This is a genomic window from Candidatus Methylomirabilota bacterium (genome assembly GCA_036002485.1).
Taxonomy (GTDB): Bacteria; Methylomirabilota; Methylomirabilia; order Rokubacteriales; family CSP1-6; genus AR37.
On the sequence record DASYTI010000040.1, the window covers coordinates 1 to 17,027 of the forward strand.

General features: G+C 67.3%; 20 protein-coding genes and 1 pseudogene. 2 read left to right on the forward strand and 19 right to left on the reverse strand.

Going from position 1 to position 17,027, the window contains the following annotated elements; translation table 11 throughout:
• Window positions 1–710: NAD(P)/FAD-dependent oxidoreductase (locus VGT00_04710; protein HEV8530695.1), on the reverse strand; the 710-nt coding region annotated here is incomplete at its 3' end.
• Between the two features lie 304 nt (window positions 711–1,014).
• On the opposite strand from VGT00_04710, the gene VGT00_04715 reads away from it, so the two are divergent.
• Complete coding sequence (locus VGT00_04715; protein ID HEV8530696.1) at window positions 1,015–1,347, forward strand: BrnA antitoxin family protein; 333 nt, start codon at window positions 1,015–1,017, stop codon at window positions 1,345–1,347.
• A gap of 3 nt (window positions 1,348–1,350) precedes the next feature.
• On the opposite strand, the gene VGT00_04720 is transcribed toward VGT00_04715, so the two are convergent.
• The 4 genes from VGT00_04720 to pdhA all read right to left on the reverse strand — a co-directional run bounded on the left by VGT00_04720 (window position 1,351) and on the right by pdhA (window position 5,344).
• Window positions 1,351–2,616 carry a dihydrolipoamide acetyltransferase family protein gene (locus VGT00_04720; protein HEV8530697.1) on the reverse strand — a complete coding sequence of 422 codons (1,266 nt, stop codon included), beginning with the start codon at window positions 2,614–2,616 and terminating at the stop codon, window positions 1,351–1,353.
• 243 nt (window positions 2,617–2,859) lie between these two features.
• Window positions 2,860–3,222, reverse strand: a complete 363-nt coding sequence (locus VGT00_04725; GenBank protein ID HEV8530698.1) for a cupin domain-containing protein — start codon at window positions 3,220–3,222, stop codon at window positions 2,860–2,862.
• Between the two features lie 5 nt (window positions 3,223–3,227).
• Window positions 3,228–4,208: an alpha-ketoacid dehydrogenase subunit beta gene (locus VGT00_04730; GenBank protein HEV8530699.1), complete on the reverse strand. Its 981-nt coding sequence runs from the start codon at window positions 4,206–4,208 to the stop codon at window positions 3,228–3,230.
• Window positions 4,196–5,344 carry a pyruvate dehydrogenase (acetyl-transferring) E1 component subunit alpha gene (pdhA, locus tag VGT00_04735; protein HEV8530700.1) on the reverse strand — a complete coding sequence of 383 codons (1,149 nt, stop codon included), beginning with the start codon at window positions 5,342–5,344 and terminating at the stop codon, window positions 4,196–4,198. Before pdhA ends, VGT00_04730 begins: the two co-directional genes overlap by 13 nt.
• Before the next feature lie 212 nt (window positions 5,345–5,556).
• On the opposite strand from pdhA, the gene VGT00_04740 reads away from it, so the two are divergent.
• Window positions 5,557–6,924 (forward strand): DEAD/DEAH box helicase, encoded by a 1,368-nt coding sequence (locus tag VGT00_04740; protein ID HEV8530701.1) that lies wholly within the window; start codon window positions 5,557–5,559, stop codon window positions 6,922–6,924.
• Window positions 6,925–7,122: 198 nt separating this feature from the next.
• On the opposite strand, the gene VGT00_04745 is transcribed toward VGT00_04740, so the two are convergent.
• The 14 genes and pseudogenes from VGT00_04745 to VGT00_04810 all read right to left on the reverse strand — a co-directional run bounded on the left by VGT00_04745 (window position 7,123) and on the right by VGT00_04810 (window position 16,809).
• The gene (locus VGT00_04745) at window positions 7,123–7,950 is read right to left on the reverse strand and encodes a PrsW family glutamic-type intramembrane protease (protein ID HEV8530702.1); all 828 of its coding nucleotides are present in this window, start codon (window positions 7,948–7,950) and stop codon (window positions 7,123–7,125) included.
• A gap of 280 nt (window positions 7,951–8,230) precedes the next feature.
• Window positions 8,231–9,163, reverse strand: coding sequence for an alpha/beta hydrolase (locus VGT00_04750; protein HEV8530703.1), 933 nt, complete (start codon window positions 9,161–9,163; stop codon window positions 8,231–8,233).
• Entirely contained in the window at window positions 9,048–9,734 is a 687-nt protein-coding gene (locus VGT00_04755; protein ID HEV8530704.1) for an amino acid ABC transporter permease, read from the reverse strand. The genes VGT00_04750 and VGT00_04755 overlap by 116 nt, the downstream gene beginning before the upstream one ends.
• Window positions 9,734–10,459 (reverse strand): amino acid ABC transporter permease, encoded by a 726-nt coding sequence (locus tag VGT00_04760; GenBank protein ID HEV8530705.1) that lies wholly within the window; start codon window positions 10,457–10,459, stop codon window positions 9,734–9,736. Before VGT00_04760 ends, VGT00_04755 begins: the two co-directional genes overlap by 1 nt.
• A gap of 77 nt (window positions 10,460–10,536) precedes the next feature.
• On the reverse strand, window positions 10,537–11,400 hold the full coding sequence (locus VGT00_04765; protein HEV8530706.1) for a transporter substrate-binding domain-containing protein: 864 nt from the start codon (window positions 11,398–11,400) through the stop codon (window positions 10,537–10,539).
• A 19-nt stretch (window positions 11,401–11,419) separates the two neighbouring features.
• Window positions 11,420–12,169, reverse strand: coding sequence for an amino acid ABC transporter ATP-binding protein (locus VGT00_04770; protein HEV8530707.1), 750 nt, complete (start codon window positions 12,167–12,169; stop codon window positions 11,420–11,422).
• 2 nt (window positions 12,170–12,171) lie between these two features.
• Window positions 12,172–12,672 carry a biotin/lipoyl-containing protein gene (locus VGT00_04775; GenBank protein HEV8530708.1) on the reverse strand — a complete coding sequence of 167 codons (501 nt, stop codon included), beginning with the start codon at window positions 12,670–12,672 and terminating at the stop codon, window positions 12,172–12,174.
• Window positions 12,669–14,174, reverse strand: coding sequence for an acetyl-CoA carboxylase biotin carboxylase subunit (accC, locus tag VGT00_04780; GenBank protein HEV8530709.1), 1,506 nt, complete (start codon window positions 14,172–14,174; stop codon window positions 12,669–12,671). Before accC ends, VGT00_04775 begins: the two co-directional genes overlap by 4 nt.
• Window positions 14,175–14,437: 263 nt before the next feature.
• Window positions 14,438–14,749 (reverse strand): annotated as a pseudogene (locus VGT00_04785) (TlpA disulfide reductase family protein).
• 12 nt (window positions 14,750–14,761) lie between these two features.
• Window positions 14,762–14,971, reverse strand: coding sequence for a redoxin domain-containing protein (locus VGT00_04790; protein HEV8530710.1), 210 nt, complete (start codon window positions 14,969–14,971; stop codon window positions 14,762–14,764).
• Entirely contained in the window at window positions 14,968–15,300 is a 333-nt protein-coding gene (locus VGT00_04795; protein HEV8530711.1) for a redoxin domain-containing protein, read from the reverse strand. Before VGT00_04795 ends, VGT00_04790 begins: the two co-directional genes overlap by 4 nt.
• Window positions 15,301–15,309: 9 nt before the next feature.
• A complete protein-coding gene (locus VGT00_04800) occupies window positions 15,310–15,525 on the reverse strand; it encodes a hypothetical protein (protein ID HEV8530712.1) in 216 nt (71 codons plus the stop codon).
• Window positions 15,526–15,744: 219 nt separating this feature from the next.
• Window positions 15,745–16,311, reverse strand: a complete 567-nt coding sequence (locus VGT00_04805; protein ID HEV8530713.1) for an O-methyltransferase — start codon at window positions 16,309–16,311, stop codon at window positions 15,745–15,747.
• 69 nt (window positions 16,312–16,380) lie between these two features.
• Window positions 16,381–16,809, reverse strand: coding sequence for an ester cyclase (locus tag VGT00_04810; GenBank protein ID HEV8530714.1), 429 nt, complete (start codon window positions 16,807–16,809; stop codon window positions 16,381–16,383).
• Window positions 16,810–17,027: the final 218 nt, after the last annotated feature.

Here is a 17,027-nt window from a genome sequence, read left to right on the forward strand (position 1 = left end):
TGAATGGCCGCGAACATCTTCTCGCAGCGCCGCTGGAGCGGCTGCACCAGCTCGCGATCCGCGCCGGGCAAGAGCCCGTCGGTCATCTCCACCACCGTCACGCGGCTGCCCAGAGCCGCATAGACCTGTCCGAGCTCCAGCCCGATATAGCCGCCGCCGATGACGAGGAGCCTCTCGGGGATCTCGGGCACCTCGAGGGCGCCGGTCGAGTCCATGATGCGATCGCTCACGAGGTCGAGCCCGGGCACGCGAGAGGGCAGCGATCCCGTGGCGATGATGGCGTGCTTGAAGCGAATCACCTGCGGCTCCTCGCCGCCGACCCTGATGCTCCGCGAGTCCTCGAAGGCGCCGCGCCCTCCGATGACCTCGACCTTCTTGGCCTTGGCAACGGAGGCAAGACCCCGCGAAAGCCTGCCCACGACGCGCTCCGCCTTCCACTTGCGCAGCGGGTCGAGTGAGATGCGCGGCTCGCCGAAGTCGAGGCCGAACTCCTTCGCGCGCTCGGCCTCGCCGATGACGGCGGCGACGTGGAGGAGTGCCTTGGACGGGATGCACCCCTCGTAGAGACACGCACCGCCCAGCCGCTTGCCCATGTCCACCACCACCGTCTCGAGCCCGAGCTCCGCACAGCGGAAAGCTGCGGAGTACCCGCCGGGCCCGCCGCCGAGGACGGCGACGTCCACCTCGTTGACCAGATCGCCCATCACCATGACAGCGGCCTTGACTCAATATGCATACTATGCATATAGTCAGACGTGGAGTTCGAGTGGGATGAAGCCAAACGGACTTGGAACCGGCAACTCCACGGCATCGACTTCGAAGAGGCCGCAACTGCCTTCTTCGATCCCTTGGCCGTCATACAGGTGAACGAGGTCCACTCGCACGACGAGCATCGGTTCCGACTGTTGTCCAGATCGCGGCAAGGCCGGCTCCTCGTAACCATCTTCACCGACAGGGAGCGGCGATATCGCATCATCTCTTCACGACCCGCAACCACACGGGAGACGAGGGACTATGAGAAAGGAATATGATTTCAGCAAGGCGAAACGGGCCAACTTTCGAAACCTACCTCCGTTCGACCAGATCGACCGGTACACCAAGGTTCGCATCACCATCTTCATCGACAATGACATCCTGAACTTCTTCAAGGCCCGGGCGGCCAAGCGCGGGAAGGCGCCATACCAGACCCAGATCAACCAGGCCTTACGCGAGTACATGGAAGGCAACCCGCCTCCGGGCAAAGGCGCACTGGTAGCCGACGACAAGCTCATTTCGCGCCTGGCTGAGCGAATCGCCGAGTACTCGGTGGCCAAGCGCAAGAAGCGGGCGAAGAAGTCCAAGTCCTGAACCCTACCACTCGACGAAGAGCGTCTCGGGCGCTTCCAGGCGGCGGATGATGGCCTGGGCGAAGCGGGCGCCGTCGGCGCCGTCGGCCACCCGGTGGTCGAAGGTGAGTGAGATGGGCAGCATCAGGCGCGGCACGATGTGACTGTTGCGCACCACGGCCTCCTCGCGGCCCCGCGCCACGCCGAGGATGGCGACCTCGGGGTAGTTGATGATAGGGATGGCGCCGGTGCCGCCCAGCGCGCCGATATTGGTGATGGTGAAGGTGCCGCCGCGGAGATCGTCGAGTGTCGCCTTGCCGTCCCTTACCCGCTGAGCCAGCGTGGCCAGCTCGCGCGCCAGCTCCATGACGGGCTTCTTGTCGGCATCGCGGATGACTGGAACGATCAGCCCCCGGTCCGTGGCCACCGCGATGCCCAGATGGCAGTAGCGCTTGACGATGAGCTCGCCGGCCGCCGCATCCAGGCTCGCGTTGAACTGCGGGTGCTCCGCCAGGGCCAGGGCCGCGGCCTTGAGGAGGAAGCTCGTGAGGGTCAGCGTGATGCCGCGCGCCTTGGCCGCCTCGAAGCTCCGCGTCACCATGGCGTTGAGATCGGTGATATCGGCCTTGTCGAAGTGCGTGACGTGCGGGATGAGCGCGGCGGAGAGCGCCATGCGGTCGGCGATGGTGCGCCGGAGATGCGAGAGCGCCTGGCGCTCGACGGGCCCCCACTGCTCGAAGTTGGGGAGGGGCGGCGGCTCGAGTCCAACGCGCGCCAGCGGCTTGGCGGGGCCCGCAGGCGCAGGCGAAGGTTTGGCGGCAGCGGGAGCAGGCTTGCCCACGGCGCCACGGACATCATCATCGGTGATGCGCCCACCGGGGCCAGTGCCACGCACGGCGGCGAGGTCCACGCCCATCTCGCGCGCCAGCCGGCGCGTCGACGGCGTCGCGGGGACGGGAGCGCCCTCCACCGGCGGCACGGCCTTGGCCTCGACGGCGGCCGCAGCGGGCTTGGCGGCAGCAGGAGCCGAGCGCGCCGGGGTAGCGCCTTCACCACCATCGGCAAAGGTCACCAGCGCCTGCCCCACCTTGACGGTCTGGCCCGGCTGCACGTGAATCTTCTCGACGCGGCCCCCAAAGGGCGACGGGATCTCGACCTGGGCCTTGTCGGTCTCCACTTCCAGGAGCGGAGCGTCCTCTTTCACGATGTCTCCCTCGCGGACGAGGACGGCACGGATCTCGGCTTCCACGAGGCCTTCACCGAGATCGGGGAGAACGAAGCTCCGAGCCATGGTCGGACTATTCCTGGCTCAGATGAGTCATGAACGTTTCCGTCGCATCATGTGGCCCCCTCACCCTGCCCTCTCCCCCGCGACGGGGGCGAGGGATGAGCACAGCCTCGTTCCGATCCCCCTCGCTCAATGGGGGAGAGGGTAGGGAACACGCTCGCCACGCTGTTCTCTTCGTTCTGATCCCTCTCCCCCACTGGGGGAGAGGGTAGGGTGAGGGGGTCAGGTGTTCGCGCATAGGCCGAGCTAGAGGCGATCGAGGGTGTCGACGGTACGCTCGCTCACCACGTTGCCGGTATTGAGCGTGCCCTTCGGCTCGAGCAGAAGGACATGGACCTCGTCGGTCAGCGCGACGGGACAGTGCTCGGTGCCCCTGGGCACCACGATGAACTCGCCCGGCCCGATCTCGCGGTCGCCGCTCTCGAGCCGCATGCGCAGACGTCCCTTGACCACGAGGAAGAGCTCGTCCTCATGGTCGTGGTGGTGCCAGACGAACTCGCCCTGCAGCTTGACGAGCTTGACGTGCATCTCGTTGACCTCGCCCACGATCTTGGGCGACCAGTGGTCGCTGAATCGCGAAAACTTCTCCGCGAGGTTGACGACGTCCATGGCGGTCAGAAGGTCAGGGTCTCGCGCGCGGCGGCCAGCACGCGCGCGACGTCGGGCACGGAGGCCTTCTCGCGCGCGAAGCCCACGAACGGCACGTCGTAGGCGGCCACGCGACGAATGGGCGCCTCCAGCGAGAGGAAGGCGCCGTCCATGATGCTGGCGGCGATCTCCGCCCCGGGCCCGAAACTCAAAGGCGCTTCATGCACGACGACGGCGCGCCCGGTCTTGGCCACCGAGGCCACGAGAGTTTCCCGGTCGAGCGGCGAGATGGTCAGGAGATCGATCACCTCGGGCGTCACCCCGTCCTCGGCCTGCAGGGTCTCCGCGGCCTCGAGGGCCACGCGCAGCATGGCGCCATAGGCGATCAGGGTGAGCCTGCTTCCCTCCTGAGCGATCTGGGCTCGGCCGATGGGCATCGCCTCGCTCTCGTCCGGCACTTCCTCCTTGGCCGCGTGGTAGAGGCCCTTGTGCTCGAAGAAGATGACGGGGTCCGGGTCGCGGATGGCCGCGGTGAGCAGGGCGCGCGCCGTGCGCGGCCCCGAGGGGATGACCATCTTGAGCCCCGGGATATGCGCGTAGAACTGCTCCTCGCTCTCCGAGTGGTGCTCGAGGGCGCGCACGCCGCCGCCGTAGGGCATGCGCACGACCATCTGGCAATGGAAGCGCCCCTGGGTCCGCTGCCGGTAGCGCGCGGCGTGATTCTCGATCTGGTGAAAGCACTGGAAGGCAAAGCCGGAGAACTGGATCTCGCAGATGGGCTTGAGGCCATAGATGGCCATGCCCACCGAGCACCCGATGATGGCGGCCTCGGCCAGCGGGGTGTCGATGACCCGGCGACTCCCAAAGCGCCGGTGGAGGTCCTCGGTCACCCGGAAGACGCCGCCGTCCACGCCCACGTCCTCGCCGATGGTGAGCACGTCCGGGTCTCGCTCCATCTCCTCGAGCAGGGCCAGGTTCAGGGCCTTGACCATGTTCAGTTTTGCCAACGGCTGGTCCTCCGCTGGCCCCGCATCGGCGGGGAGGTGGGCTCGGCTTCCGTCGGCGCGCCATTGCCCTCGGGCGCGGCGAGCCGCGCGGCCATCTCCGCACGCTCCGCCACCAGATGCGGTGGCAGCTCGGCGTACGCGTGCTCGAACATCCCGAGGGGATCGGCCTGGGGCATGGCCTCGAAGCGCTCGACGCCCCGGACAATCTCCTCGTCGATCTGCTCCTCGAGCGCGGGCTCGAGGAGATTCTTCTTCTCGAGATAGGCGCGGAAGCGCGTGAGGGGATCCTTCTGCTCCCAGGCCTTGACCTCCTCGTCGGTGCGGTACTTGGTCGGATCGTCGGCCGTGGTGTGGACGCCGAGCCGGTACGTGACGCACTCGATGAGGGTCGGTCCCTCCCCCGCCCGGGCCCGCTCGACGGCCTCGCGGCTTGCCGCGTAGACGGCGAGCACGTCATTGCCGTCCACCTGGATGCCCGGGAAACCGTAGGCGATCGCCTTCTGGGCGATGGTGCGCGAGTTGGTCTGCTTCTTGATCGGCACCGAGATGGCCCACTGGTTGTTCTGGCACAGGAAGACCACGGGCACGTGCCAGACACCCGCGAAGTTGCAGGCCTCGTGGAAGTCACCTTCGGAGGTCGCGCCGTCGCCGAAATACGTCATGACCACGGCATCCTCGCCCCGGTACTGGATCCCGTAGGCGATGCCGACGGCGTGCGGGAGCTGGGTGGCGACGGGGATGGTCACGGGCAGGTCGCGCTGCTCCGGACCCGGCGAGCTCCCCTCCAGGCGTCCGGCGTAGAGGGAGAGGAGCGTCTCGATGGGCCAACCGCGCCAGAGCATGGAGGCGGTTTCCCGGAAGGAAGGCACGACCCAGTCCGTGGGCTTGAGCGTGAACACGCTGCCGATCTGAGAGGCCTCCTGGCCCTTGATTGGGGCAAAGGTCCCGATGCGGCCCTGACGCTGGAGCCTGAGCATGCGCTCGTCGAGCCGGCGCCCGAGCACCATGGCCCGGTAGAGACGCTTGAGGTCATCCGCGGAGAGCTTGGGCTCGAGCGCGGTGTCGAGATTGCCCTCGCTGTCCAGGATGGACAGGCGCTCGATGGGAGACTGCGGCTCAATCAGCGTCCTGGGCATGGGTGATCACACTCACCCAGTATCCTACCCGATGCCGAGAAAGCCCACCAGCACGCCAAGGGGTCAGCCAAGCGCCAAGGGGTCAGGTCTTGCAAGGTCAGCCAAGGGGTCAGGTCTTGCAATGCCACATTGGGTAAAATTCTCATAGAGAAGTCGCCTACCTCATGTGGGATTGCAAGACCTGACCCCCGGGTGTGAGACGATGGCCGCCTATGCCATTTTCCTCCTTCGGGCTTCACCCCGATCTCCTCCGCGGCATCAAGGAGATGGGCTTCACCCGCCCCACGCCGATCCAGCAGGACGCCATTCCGCCGGGCATGCAGGGTCGCGACGTCCTGGCCTGCGCCATGACGGGAAGTGGCAAGACGGCGGCTTTCCTGCTGCCCATTCTTCAGCGGCTCATGCCCAAGCGTCGCGGCGTGACGCGTGCCCTCATCCTGACCCCCACGCGCGAGCTGGCGGCCCAGATCGAGGAGCACCTGAGCCAGCTCGCCGTCCACACCCCGATGTCCGGAGCGGCCGTCTTCGGCGGCGTGGGCATGGGGCCGCAGGAGCATGCTTTTCGAACGGGGGTGGACGTGATCGTCGCCACGCCGGGACGCCTGCTCGACCACTTCCGCTTTCCCTATGCCAAGCTCGACGGGCTCGAGATCCTGGTGCTGGACGAGGCGGACCGGATGCTCGACATGGGCTTCCTTCCTGATATCCGGCGTGTCCTCAAGCACCTGCCGCCGCGCCGCCAGACGCTCTTCTTCTCGGCGACCATGCCCGCGCCCATCATGACCCTGACCCGCGAGCTGCTGCGGCAGCCGGCCATGGTGAACCTCGAGCGCAAGGCGGCGCCCGCGGTCGGGATCACCCAGGCCGTGTACCCGGTCGCGCAGGACGTCAAGTCCTCTCTGCTCCTCGAGCTGATCAAGCGCGACGAGATGAAGAACGCCCTCGTCTTCACCCGCACCAAGCACCGCGCCAACCGCCTGGCCGACTTCCTCGTCCGTCATGGGGTGAACTGCGAGCGCATCCACGGCAACCGGAGCCAGACGCAGCGCACGGCGGCGCTCGAGGGCTTCAAGAGCGGCCGGTTCCGGCTCCTCGTGGCCACCGACATCGCCGCGCGTGGCATCGACGTGGAGGCGCTCAGCCACGTCATCAACTTCGACGTGCCCGCGGTGCCCGACGACTATATCCACCGCGTGGGCCGCACGGCCCGCGCGGAGCTGACGGGGGATGCCTTCACCTTCGTGTCGCCCGAGGAGGAGGGTGATCTGGCGGCCATCGAGCGCGCCGTGGGCAAGCGGCTCCCGCGGATCGTCCTCCCTGACTTCGACTACACCCGGCGTGGATCGGAGAGGCTCGAGATTCCCCTCGCCGAGCGTATCGCGGCCATCCGCGCGCGAAAGGCAGAGGATCGAGCGCGCGCCAAGGCCAAGGCGGAACGGCGAGGCCAGCCGCAAGCCCTCCCGGGGCAGCGGCCCTCCGCCGCGCCGGCGCCCCATGCGCGCCCCGGACAGCCGGGGCGGCCGTGGCATCGCCAGGGGCCAGGACAGCGCCCGCAGCCGCGCCGGCCCGGCGGCCGCTAGCCCGCCCTATTCGTCGAGACAACGCCACCCTCACCCAGCCCTCTCCCTCTCCGAGGGAGAGGGATTCATTTTGATCCCTCGCCCCCGGAGGGGGAGAGGGCCGCAATTCGAGCTGAAGGGCGCAGCCCTGAGGCGAGGGCTGAGTAGATAAGGAGGGGGAGGCCAGGAGGCGGTACGCGCGCTCGTGAAGGGTTCGGGTTAGCCCGCGCTCGGCTTCTCGTCCGTCGGCACGGGCGACGGCTCCAGGAGCCCTTTCGTCAGCGCTTCAGCCGAGGCAAGCCCGCGGGCCTTGAGCACGTAGGTCAGCATCAGGAAGAAGGTCATCCCTTCCGCGAGCACTCCCCACATCGGCGAGCGCGGCACGAGCGCGTCGAAGAGTCCGTGGAAGGTGGCCGATATGGCGAGGCCGGCCACGAGCAGCGGCCAGCGGCGAGCGGGGTCGAGGGTGGCCAGGGCGATGAAGTAGCCGAAGATGCCGGCGAGGCAGCCATGAAAGAACGGCGTCATGGCCATGCGCACCACATTGGTGTAGATCGGGCCGACCAGATGCGCCACCCGGCCCGTGGTCCGGACCGCGCCGAGCGCCTGCGAGAGATTCGTGAAGACGTAGAAGACATTCTCGGTGATGGCAAAGCCGATCCCCGACATCATGCCGAGCACCATCCCCATGACGGGGTTCTTCATCCGCGTGGTGAAGTACGCCACCAGGAAGAGCGGGATGGCCTTGGTCAGCTCTTCCCGCACGCCCACGCCGAGGACATTGGCAACCAGGGTCAGAGGGAAGAAGTCGATGGCCTCGATCCGCTCGAAGACCTTGCCGGGCAGCTGCAGATAGAGGCCCAGGAGCGGGATGCCGATGAAGGCCGTGAAGAACACGGTGGCGAGACACCAGAAGATGCTGACCTGGTGATCGGCGAAGAGGCGGTACATCAAGAGCGCCCAGAGCAGCCCCGACCAGATGGCGAGGCCGTACAGAATCGAGTGAGCGCTCTCGAGCGACTGTATGGCCAGGGGGACGATGGCCACCAGTGACAGGAGGAGAAAGACGGGCTCTTCAAGATCTCGACGGCGCGCTCCCCGTCCACCAGGGCGATCTCCTTCAGGGAGACGGAGGCGACCTCCTGGAGAAAGTCCGTGACGGCGGTCAGCGGCTGGCTCGCGGGAGTCGTCGAAGGCCCCGGAGCCCCGGACGAGCTCGACGCTGGATCGGTGGCCGTGCCGCACCGGAACAGAAGCGTGTGCCCTCGGCGAGCTGGCGGCCGCACGCGGTGCAAAACATGGCCCGGGGATTATAGGGCAAAGGCGGTCAGATGCCGAGTCCCTCCAGGAAGTCCGCCATCACCCTCTGCACCTCGGTCCGATGACTGCGGTTCGGGAAATGCGGTCCGCCCTCGACCACGTGCAGGCGCGCGCCAGGAATGGTCGCGGCCAGGCGCCGGGACATCGCGAGCGTGGGGAAGCGGTCCTCGGAGCCCGCGATGATCTGGACGGGGCAATGGATCCGTCCGCAGTCGGTCAGCCAGTCCACGCGTGAATACGTCTCGTCGAGCAGGGCCAGGAGCGAGGCGACCGAGTGCAGACGCAGGCGCGCCGTCAGCTCCGCATAGCGCTCCGGTCGCCTCTTGAGCCGCTGCAGCGCCTCTTCGCCCATGCGCAGCCGGACATTGGCGTCGAAGTAGTCCTCGAAGCGCCCGGCCTCGACGAGTGGGCGATGAGCCGCCCACCATGACCTGTCCTCGGGGGGCGCGGCGTAGGGCGGCCCGCTGATGGAGATCACGGCGCGCACGCGAGCGGAGGCGTGCGCGGCGGCCCAGAGCGACAGCGCGGCGCCCATGGAGGCGCCGCCCCAGACGGCCGCGTCCACCCCGAGCGCGGCCAGCCAGAGGAGAAGATCCTCCAGCTTTCGCGCGTAGGTGTAGTCCTCCGGGCGCTCGAACTTCGTGGAGAGCCCGTGACCGCGAGTGTCCGGGACGAGGGCGCGCACTCGCCCCGAGAAGGGCTCGAGGTCGGGCAGCATGACGGAGGAGTCTTCGACCGAGCCGCCGTGGATCCAGACGATCGCAGGCTTTCGCGGATCACCAGCCTCCCGCCAGTGGATCCGGACGCCGTTGGGGAGCCGCGTCTCAGGCAGGAGAGAGGCGCCGCTCGACGTGCCGCGCGTAGCGAGACATGGAGTAGGTGCAGATCCAGTACACGACGGCGATGAAGAGGTAGAGCTCGAAGGGACGGACCTCGCGATTGTTCACGACCTGCGCGGCCTTGGTCAGATCCATGAAACCGATGATCGAGGCCAGGGACGTGTCTTTGAACAGGACGATGAACTGGGTCACCAGGGACGGGATCATGTTCTTGAGCGCCTGGGGCAGGATCACGTACCGGGTGGTCTGGGTGGCCGTCAGTCCGACGGCGGTGGCCGCCTCCACCTGCCCGCGCGGCACGGACTGCACCCCGGCCCGCACGATCTCGCCGAGGTAGGCTGCCTCGAAGACCACGAAGGCGATGAGGGCCACCCAGTACTCCGGAATGGGACGCTTGAGCGCGATGGGCACCACGAACCACATCCAGAAGATGACCATGACGAGGGGCACGCCTCGGAAGAACTCCACGTAGAGGGTGGCGGGCATGCTGACCCAGCGCCGGCTCGACAGACGTCCGAGCCCGATGAAGATGCCCAGGATGAAGCCGAAGATGATGGCGGGGATGGCCAGGCGCACCGTGCCGCCCACGAACTTCCCGATGCCCAGGAAGCCCTGGAGGATCAGGAAGTCCCAGTTGCGCCAGATGACGCCGAGATCGAAGCCGAGGAGCATCAGCGCCGCCGCCGGCTGCCGCTCGTGATGAGGCCGGGGATGGCCGTCCTCCGCTCGATCCAGCTCATCAGCGAGGCCAGGGACACGCAGAGCACGAGGTAGATGAGGGTGCCCGCGGTGAGGGCCTCGATGGCCTTGGCCGTGTACGTCTCGATCTGGCGGGTCTGGAAGGTCAGCTCGGCCACGCTGATGGTCAGCGCCACCGAGGAGTTCTTGAGCAGGTTCAGCGACTCGTTGGTGCCGGGCGGGATGATGAGCCGGAGCGCGATGGGCAAGATGACGTAGCGATAGGCCTGGAACACCGTGAGTCCGGAGGCCACGGAGGCTTCCATCAGGGTCTTGGGGATGGCCTGGATGCCGGAGCGCAGTACCTCCGAGAAGCGCGCGCCGCTGTAGACGCCCAGGGCCACGACGGCCGCCCAGAATTCCAGGCTGTGGTCATTGAGCCACTCGCGCGGGGTGTCGGGCAGGGTCGGCGGCACCGCGAAGTACCAGAAGAACATCCACACGAGGAGGGGCACGTTGCGGAAGAACTCCACGTAGAAAGTCGCGAGCACGCGGAGCGGGCGGAAGGCCACGGTGCGGAGCGCGCCCGAGAGGATACCGAGCGCCACCGCGAGCAGCCAGGCCACGAGCGAGAGCTTGAGCGTCATGAGCAGGCCGCTCAGCAGCCACTCCCCCGACTGCCCCGTCCACAGCACCGACCAGTTGAACGTGTAGTTCACGCGCACACTCCCCAGTCAGCCCCCTCACCCTTACCCTCTCCCCCGATGGGGGAGAGGGATACGAAGAGAGGGGATCGCTACTTCGGGACGACCTGGTAGAGCATGAAGGTGCGGACCGCGGCGGACATGGGATACGGCAGCTCGCCCTTGGCCCCGAACCACTTGTCGTAGAGCTCGAAGTACTTGCCGTTCTCGATGCCGTCCATCAGCGCCGCATTCACCACGCCGCGGAAGTCGGAGTCGCTCTTGCGCATGGCCATGCCGTACGGCTCGTAGGAGTAGAAGTCGCCCACGACCTCCCAGAGGGCCGGATTGGCCGCCTTGGCCTTGAGCCCGGCCAGCTGGATGCCGTCATTGGTATAGGCCTCGACCTGCCCCTGGATGAGCGCCTGGAAGGCCGCGGGCTGGTCGGGGAACTCGCGCAGCTGCGCCTTGGGCGCCTTCTCCCGGATGATCCGCGCATTGGTCGAGCCCTGCTGGGCGGCGATGCGCTTTCCGTCGATGTCCTTGATGCTCCGGATCTTGCTCCCCTTCTTGACGATGAACTGCGCGCCCGTCACGAAGAAGGTCAGGGAGAAGTCCACGCTCTCGCGCCGGGTGCGGGTGTCCGTCATGGTCTCGGCGATCAGGTCGACCGCGCTCGAGGTCAGGAGCGGGATGCGCGTGGGCGGCGCGGATTCCTTGCGCTCGACCTTGATCGGCTTCCCGAGCTTCTTCTCGAGAGCGGGCTTGATCAGCTCCTCGACGAGGTCGATGGAGAAGCCCACCCACTGGTTCTCCTTGTTCACGTACGCGAAGGGCGGCGACCCGGTGCGCGTGCCGATCACGAGCGTGCCGCTCTGGCTGATCTTGTCCAGCGTGCTCGAGGCCTGCGCGAAGGCCGGACTCACGGAGGATGCCAGCAGCGCCGCGGCGGCGAGGAGGGCGAGAAGCTTCTTCATGCACTGTCTCCTTGAGGGGTTAGTGGGACAGGATCTTCGAGAGGAAGTCGCGGGCACGGTCCGATTTGGGGGCCGAGAAGAATTCCTGGGGGGTGGCGGCCTCGACGATCTGGCCTTCATCCATGAAGATCACGCGGTGGGCGACGCGCTTGGCGAAGCCCATCTCGTGCGTCACCACCATCATGGTCATGCCTTCCTTGGCCAGATCGGTCATGACGTCGAGCACCTCGTTGATCATCTCGGGATCGAGGGCCGAGGTCGGCTCGTCGAAGAGCATGATCCTCGGCTGCATGGCCAGGGCGCGGGCGATGGCCACGCGCTGCTGCTGGCCGCCCGAGAGGTTGGCGGGATACTTGTCGGCCTTGTCCGGGATCCGCACGCGCGCGAGGAGGTCGCGGGCGATCTTCTCCGCCTCGGCGGTGGAGAGCCCCTTGACCTTCGACGGCGCGAGCATGATGTTCTCGAGCACCGTCATGTGCGGGAAGAGGTTGAAGGACTGGAACACCATGCCGACCTCGGCCCGGAGCTTGGAGAGGTTGACCCCGTTGCCGGCGATGGGATCGCCGTAGACGAAGATCTCGCCCTGCTGGATGGGCTCGAGCTTGTTGACGCAGCGGATGAGCGTGCTCTTGCCCGAGCCGGAGGGTCCGCAGACCACCACCACCTCGCCCGGCGTCACGTCGAGATTGACGTCCTTGAGCACCTGCAGGGGGCCGAACCACTTGCTGACCTTCGCGTAGCGGATGGCGGGCGGGGCCGCGGTGGCCATGGCTATTCCACCACGATCATCACGTCGCCGGGATTCACGGCCTGGCCGACTTCGACCCGGATCTCCTTGACCGTGCCCGTCACGGATGCCTTGAATTCGTTCTCCATCTTCATGGCCTCCAGGATCACCAGACCGTCACCGGGCCTGACCGACTGGCCGAGGCTGACCTCGACCAAGACCACTCGTCCGGGCATGGGCGCCTTCAGGATCTGCCCCCCCGCCGACGCGCTGCCCCCGCGGGTGCGGATGATATAGCGCGTCTCTTCCTCCACGCGGATGCGGTAGGTCTCCCCGTCGAGATCGACGACGAAGAGTCCGCCATCTTCTTCCGTCACGCCGGCCGTCCAGGACTCGCGACCGAGAAGCAATGACCAGCCGCCCGCGCCCGTCGGCCGGGCGTCCACCTCGATGGCCTCGCCGCCGAGCGTGACGCGGTAGCGGCCGCCGTCCCCGGTGACCTCCACCGGAATGGTGTCGCCATCGGCCTGCGCTTCGAACTTCACCGCGGCCGCCAGCCCGAGGCGCCCGGCCGACCCAGGCGCGCCCACGGGCTCACCGTCGGTCGCGCCGCGGGGGGGATCTCACGGCCCGCGCGCTCATAGGCGGCCAGGGCGGCCGCGACGACCGCGACCTTCCGGTGCCGCCCGGAGACGGGCGCGCCATCCAGGCGCTCCATGAACTGCGTGTCGAGCTTGCCCGCGATGAAGTCCGGATGGCGCAGGATGCGGCGGAGGAGCGGGATGGTCGAGCGGACGCCGACCACCTGGTACTCGCCGAGGGCGCGCTGCATGCGCGCGATGGCCGCCTCCCGATCGGGCGCCCACACGATGAGCTTGGCCATCAAGGTGTCGTAGTAGCGCGGCACCGTGTAGCCGGCGTAGATGCCCGAGTCATTTCTCACCCCCGGCCCCGCGGGCGCGGACAGCCGCGTGATCGGACCCGGCGAGGGCATGAAATCGTGGTCGGGATCCTCGGCATTGATCCGGCACTCGATGGCCGCGCCGCTCCACGCGATGTCCTCCTGGCCATAGCCCAGCTTCTCGCCCGCGGCGATGCGGAGCTGCTCTCGGACGAGATCGCGGCCGGTCACGAGCTCCGTCACCGGATGCTCGACCTGGAGCCGCGCGTTCATCTCGAGGAAATAGAAGCTCCCGCGAGCGTCCACGAGAAACTCGACCGTGCCCGCGTTGACATAGCCCACGGCAGCCGCGAGCCGGCAGGCCGCCGCCCCCATGCGCCGCCTGAGCTCCGCGTCCACCCCGGGCGACGGGCTCTCCTCGATGAGCTTCTGGTGGCGGCGCTGGATGGAGCATTCGCGCTCGCCCAGGTGCACGGTGGTGCCGTGGGCATCCGCCAGCACCTGGATCTCGACGTGGCGCGGCTCGGAGATATAGCGCTCGATGTACACGGAGGCATCCCCGAAGGCCGCGCCCGCCTCCGAGCGCGCGGCGCGGAGCGCCCCCGGCAGATCTTCGCGACGGTGGACCAATCGCATGCCCTTGCCGCCGCCGCCCAGCACGGCCTTGAGCATCACCGGATAGCCGAGGTCGGCCGCGATGCGCGCCGCGTCCTTGTCATCCGTCACGGGCGCGGAGGCGCCGGGCACCACGGGCACTCCCAGCGACACGGCCACGCGACGCGCGGCCATCTTGTCGCCCATGGCGCGGACCGCCGCGGGCGGCGGGCCGATGAAGACCAGCCCCGCCGCCGCGCACGCGTCGGCGAATGACGCGTTCTCGGCGAGAAACCCGTAGCCGGGATGCACGGCCTGCGCTCCGGTGGCGCGGGCGGCCGCGATCAGCTTCTCGGCGGAGAGATAGCTCTCGGCGGCGGGAGCGGGCCCGATGGACACCGCCTCGTCGGCCAGGAGCACGTGCAGCGCTTCGCGGTCGGGCTCGGAGAAGACGGCGACGGTGGCGATGCCCATCTCGCGACAAGCACGGATGACTCTGACCGCGATCTCACCGCGATTGGCAATCAGGAGCTTGGAGAACGGCGGCGTCACAACGGGGGCATGATAGCAGGAGTGTTACGAGCGGGCAACGCAGAGAACCCTCCGCTTCCTCTTCCGGTCGAGAAGGCCCCCTCACCCTGCCCTCTCCCCCTGCGGGGGCGAGGGATCAAAATGAATCCCTCTCCCTCGGAGAGGGAGAGGGCCGCACTTCGAGCTGAAGGGCGCAGCCCTGAGGCGAGGGCTGAGCAGACCAGGGTGGCGTTGTCTCGCGAATAGTCCAGGCTAGGTTGTGGCGCCGAGCTGACCCACCGCCTTTACTTCTTTCGCTGGGTCAGCAATTCCAGGAGGAGCTGCTTGGCCGCCGGCGTGTCCCAGCTGCGCGAGCCGACCATGCGGCTCACGAGGCGTCCCTGGCGGTCGATCAGGTACGCGGTCGGCGGCCCGAAGACGCCATACATCTTCCCCGTCACATCACCCGTCTCGTCGATCAGGACGCGCGCGGTATAGCCGCGTTCCCGCGCCGTACGCCGGACCAGCGCGGCATCCTCGCGGAAGCTGACCAGCAGCACCTCGAGCCCCTTGCTCTTCAGCTCGGTCGCGAGCCGGTTGACGGGAGGCAACTCCTCCCGACAGCTCGGTCACCAGGTCGACCAGAAGAAAACGAGCACCACCTTGCCGCGCAGGTCCTCGAGCCGCGCCACCTTACCGTCGAGATCCGGCAGGGTCAGAGCGGGCGCGGGCTTCGGCGGCTCGTACGGCGACATGTCGAGCGCGGCCCAGTTCGGTGCCGCGGCGGCACCCTGCGCCAGGAGGATCAGAAGGCAGAACGCTGCGGTCAGAAATCTCACGAGGCTCCCGACTCCTTGAGCGCCTTGAGCAAGTCTTCCGGATTGAGGAGATCGAGGGGATTGTCCATCACCTTAACGTACCGGACGACGCCCTGCTTGTCGATGACGAAGTACGCGCGCTTGGCGTAGCGGTAGATTGGACTCTTCTCGTCGGTGACCATGGCGCCGTAGGCGGGCAGCATGGTCCGGCGGAAATCTGCGGCGATGACGTGCTTGAGGGGATTCTGCTTGGCGAAGCCGTCCAGGGTCGCCGCATGGTCAGCACTCACGCCCAGAACCTGGGCGCCCGCGGCCTCGAACTGGGGCACGGCCCCATCGAAGCCCAGGATCTCCTTGGTTCAGGTCGGAGTGAATGCCTGGATGAACGTGTAGATGACTACTGGCCCCTTGCCGAGCATGTCGGACAGCTTGATCTGCTTGTTGCCCGGGGCGACCACGGTGAAGTCGGGCGCCTTCTGCCCGACTTCCAGGGCCGACGCGGGGAGCGCGGCCGGGAGGCTGGTCAGACCGAGCGCCAGCATCGCGCCGGCCAGGATCATGAAGCGCATGCGCATGGAAAGCTCCTTCTCGAGCCCGGTCATGGCGATAAGACGCTGGACGCCCCACCCGTCGTTCCCCGTCGCCCAAGCATATCATCCTGCTCGGAGAGACCGGCCCGGCGGGTCTCCCGTCTCTCCTTATAGCATGCTGGCTTCATGTCCATCCTGCCCTGGCCGCGCCGGGCTCTCGGAGCTGCCGTGGTGGTCCTCTCGCTCCTGGGCTGGGCCTCCGCGTTACTTGACCGCCCGTACCGCGAGGAACTCACCGTTCCCCACCGGAACGAGACTTGTCGTGAAGTCGGTGTCGGCGTTGACGAGGGCAATGAAGAGCGCCATCTGCTCCGGATGCGAGGTGGCGTTGTCGACGACCAACAAGCCACCCGGGCGGAGCACGCGCTTCAGGCTTGGCCACCACCCAGGATACTCGGGCCGTTCGGAATCGAGGAATATGAGGTCGAAGGCCCCATCACCCGAGCGTTCCAGCACACGGCCAGCATCGTCGTGAACCAGAGAGATGAAGGAAGCGAGTCCGGCCCGAGTGAAGTTCGTCGAGGCCAGCCCCACCTTGTACTCGGAGAGTTCTACGGTGGTCACAGACCCCCCAATGGCTCGCGCGGCACTGGCCAGCCACAGGGTCGAGTACCCATTGGAGGTGCCGATCTCGAGCACGCGCCGGGCCAGGGTCGCGATGACCAGCACGGCCAGGAAGGAACCCGTGTCTCGCGTGATATTGAGCATCCGACGCGGACGCTCGGTCGTGGAGCTGTCGTTGGCCTGGCCGAAATGCTCGAGCTCAGCCATCAAGCTGTCTAGCGGGCTATTCAACGGCTTCTCGCGACGCCCAACGTGACGGCGTCCTCGCCAACGTGGTCAGCGCGGTATCACACCGAGTTGCTGCAGGAAGGACAGCATGTCGAAGTAGTGCCGGCTGTCCTTGATCTTGCCGCCATCGAAGTTCATCACCCAGCTTGCGCGCGTCGTTTGTTGTTTTCCCGTGGCGGGAATCGTGCCGCTCGGCCCCTGGAGCGGTCCGGTTTGCGTTCCCTTCCAGGTCACCTCAAGGACCACGGTGTTGCCGCCCCCGAAAGCTTGGTTGACCGTGCCCTTCACGTCTGGCATGGCCTGCTTCCAGGCCTGCCAGCACGGTATGATGGCCACGGCTCCCTGTATCCGCCGGGAAGTTCCGATTTCGTCGTAGACCGAATCCGAGGCCAGCGCCGCCTTGCAGGCGTCCCAGTCACCAGCGTTGAACGCGTCGACTACGTCGCGAGCCGCCTTGATGAGGTCTTGTTCCGCCATGGCCTTACCTCCTGTGAGCGGATCGACTACGGTTAGTTGCTTGAGCGTCTTCGCCTCGCCGTCTAACGCTGCCGTTCAGCGGCGCGCCGCTTGGGGCGCGTCCGCTGCAACGGTGGGTTGGGCGTCGCCGCCGCAGCGAGAGGAGGCGACGTTGCCTGCGAGTTGGCTACACCATCTCGAACGCTTCTGGCGCTCGCTGGCGCCAAGCCATCGACCAA

Coding starts and splice junctions, on each gene's coding strand:
- VGT00_04740 (HEV8530701.1), top strand. CDS start 5,557: ATGCCATTTTCCTCCTTCGGGCTTCACCCCGATCTCCTCCGCGGCATC.
- VGT00_04765 (HEV8530706.1), bottom strand. CDS start 11,400: ATGAAGAAGCTTCTCGCCCTCCTCGCCGCCGCGGCGCTGCTGGCATCC.
- VGT00_04800 (HEV8530712.1), bottom strand. CDS start 15,525: ATGCGCATGCGCTTCATGATCCTGGCCGGCGCGATGCTGGCGCTCGGT.
- VGT00_04715 (HEV8530696.1), top strand. CDS start 1,015: ATGAGAAAGGAATATGATTTCAGCAAGGCGAAACGGGCCAACTTTCGA.
- VGT00_04720 (HEV8530697.1), bottom strand. CDS start 2,616: ATGGCTCGGAGCTTCGTTCTCCCCGATCTCGGTGAAGGCCTCGTGGAA.
- VGT00_04755 (HEV8530704.1), bottom strand. CDS start 9,734: ATGCTCCTCGGCTTCGATCTCGGCGTCATCTGGCGCAACTGGGACTTC.
- VGT00_04725 (HEV8530698.1), bottom strand. CDS start 3,222: ATGGACGTCGTCAACCTCGCGGAGAAGTTTTCGCGATTCAGCGACCAC.
- pdhA (HEV8530700.1), bottom strand. CDS start 5,344: ATGCCCAGGACGCTGATTGAGCCGCAGTCTCCCATCGAGCGCCTGTCC.
- VGT00_04770 (HEV8530707.1), bottom strand. CDS start 12,169: ATGGCCACCGCGGCCCCGCCCGCCATCCGCTACGCGAAGGTCAGCAAG.
- VGT00_04810 (HEV8530714.1), bottom strand. CDS start 16,809: ATGGCGGAACAAGACCTCATCAAGGCGGCTCGCGACGTAGTCGACGCG.
- VGT00_04805 (HEV8530713.1), bottom strand. CDS start 16,311: ATGGCTGAGCTCGAGCATTTCGGCCAGGCCAACGACAGCTCCACGACC.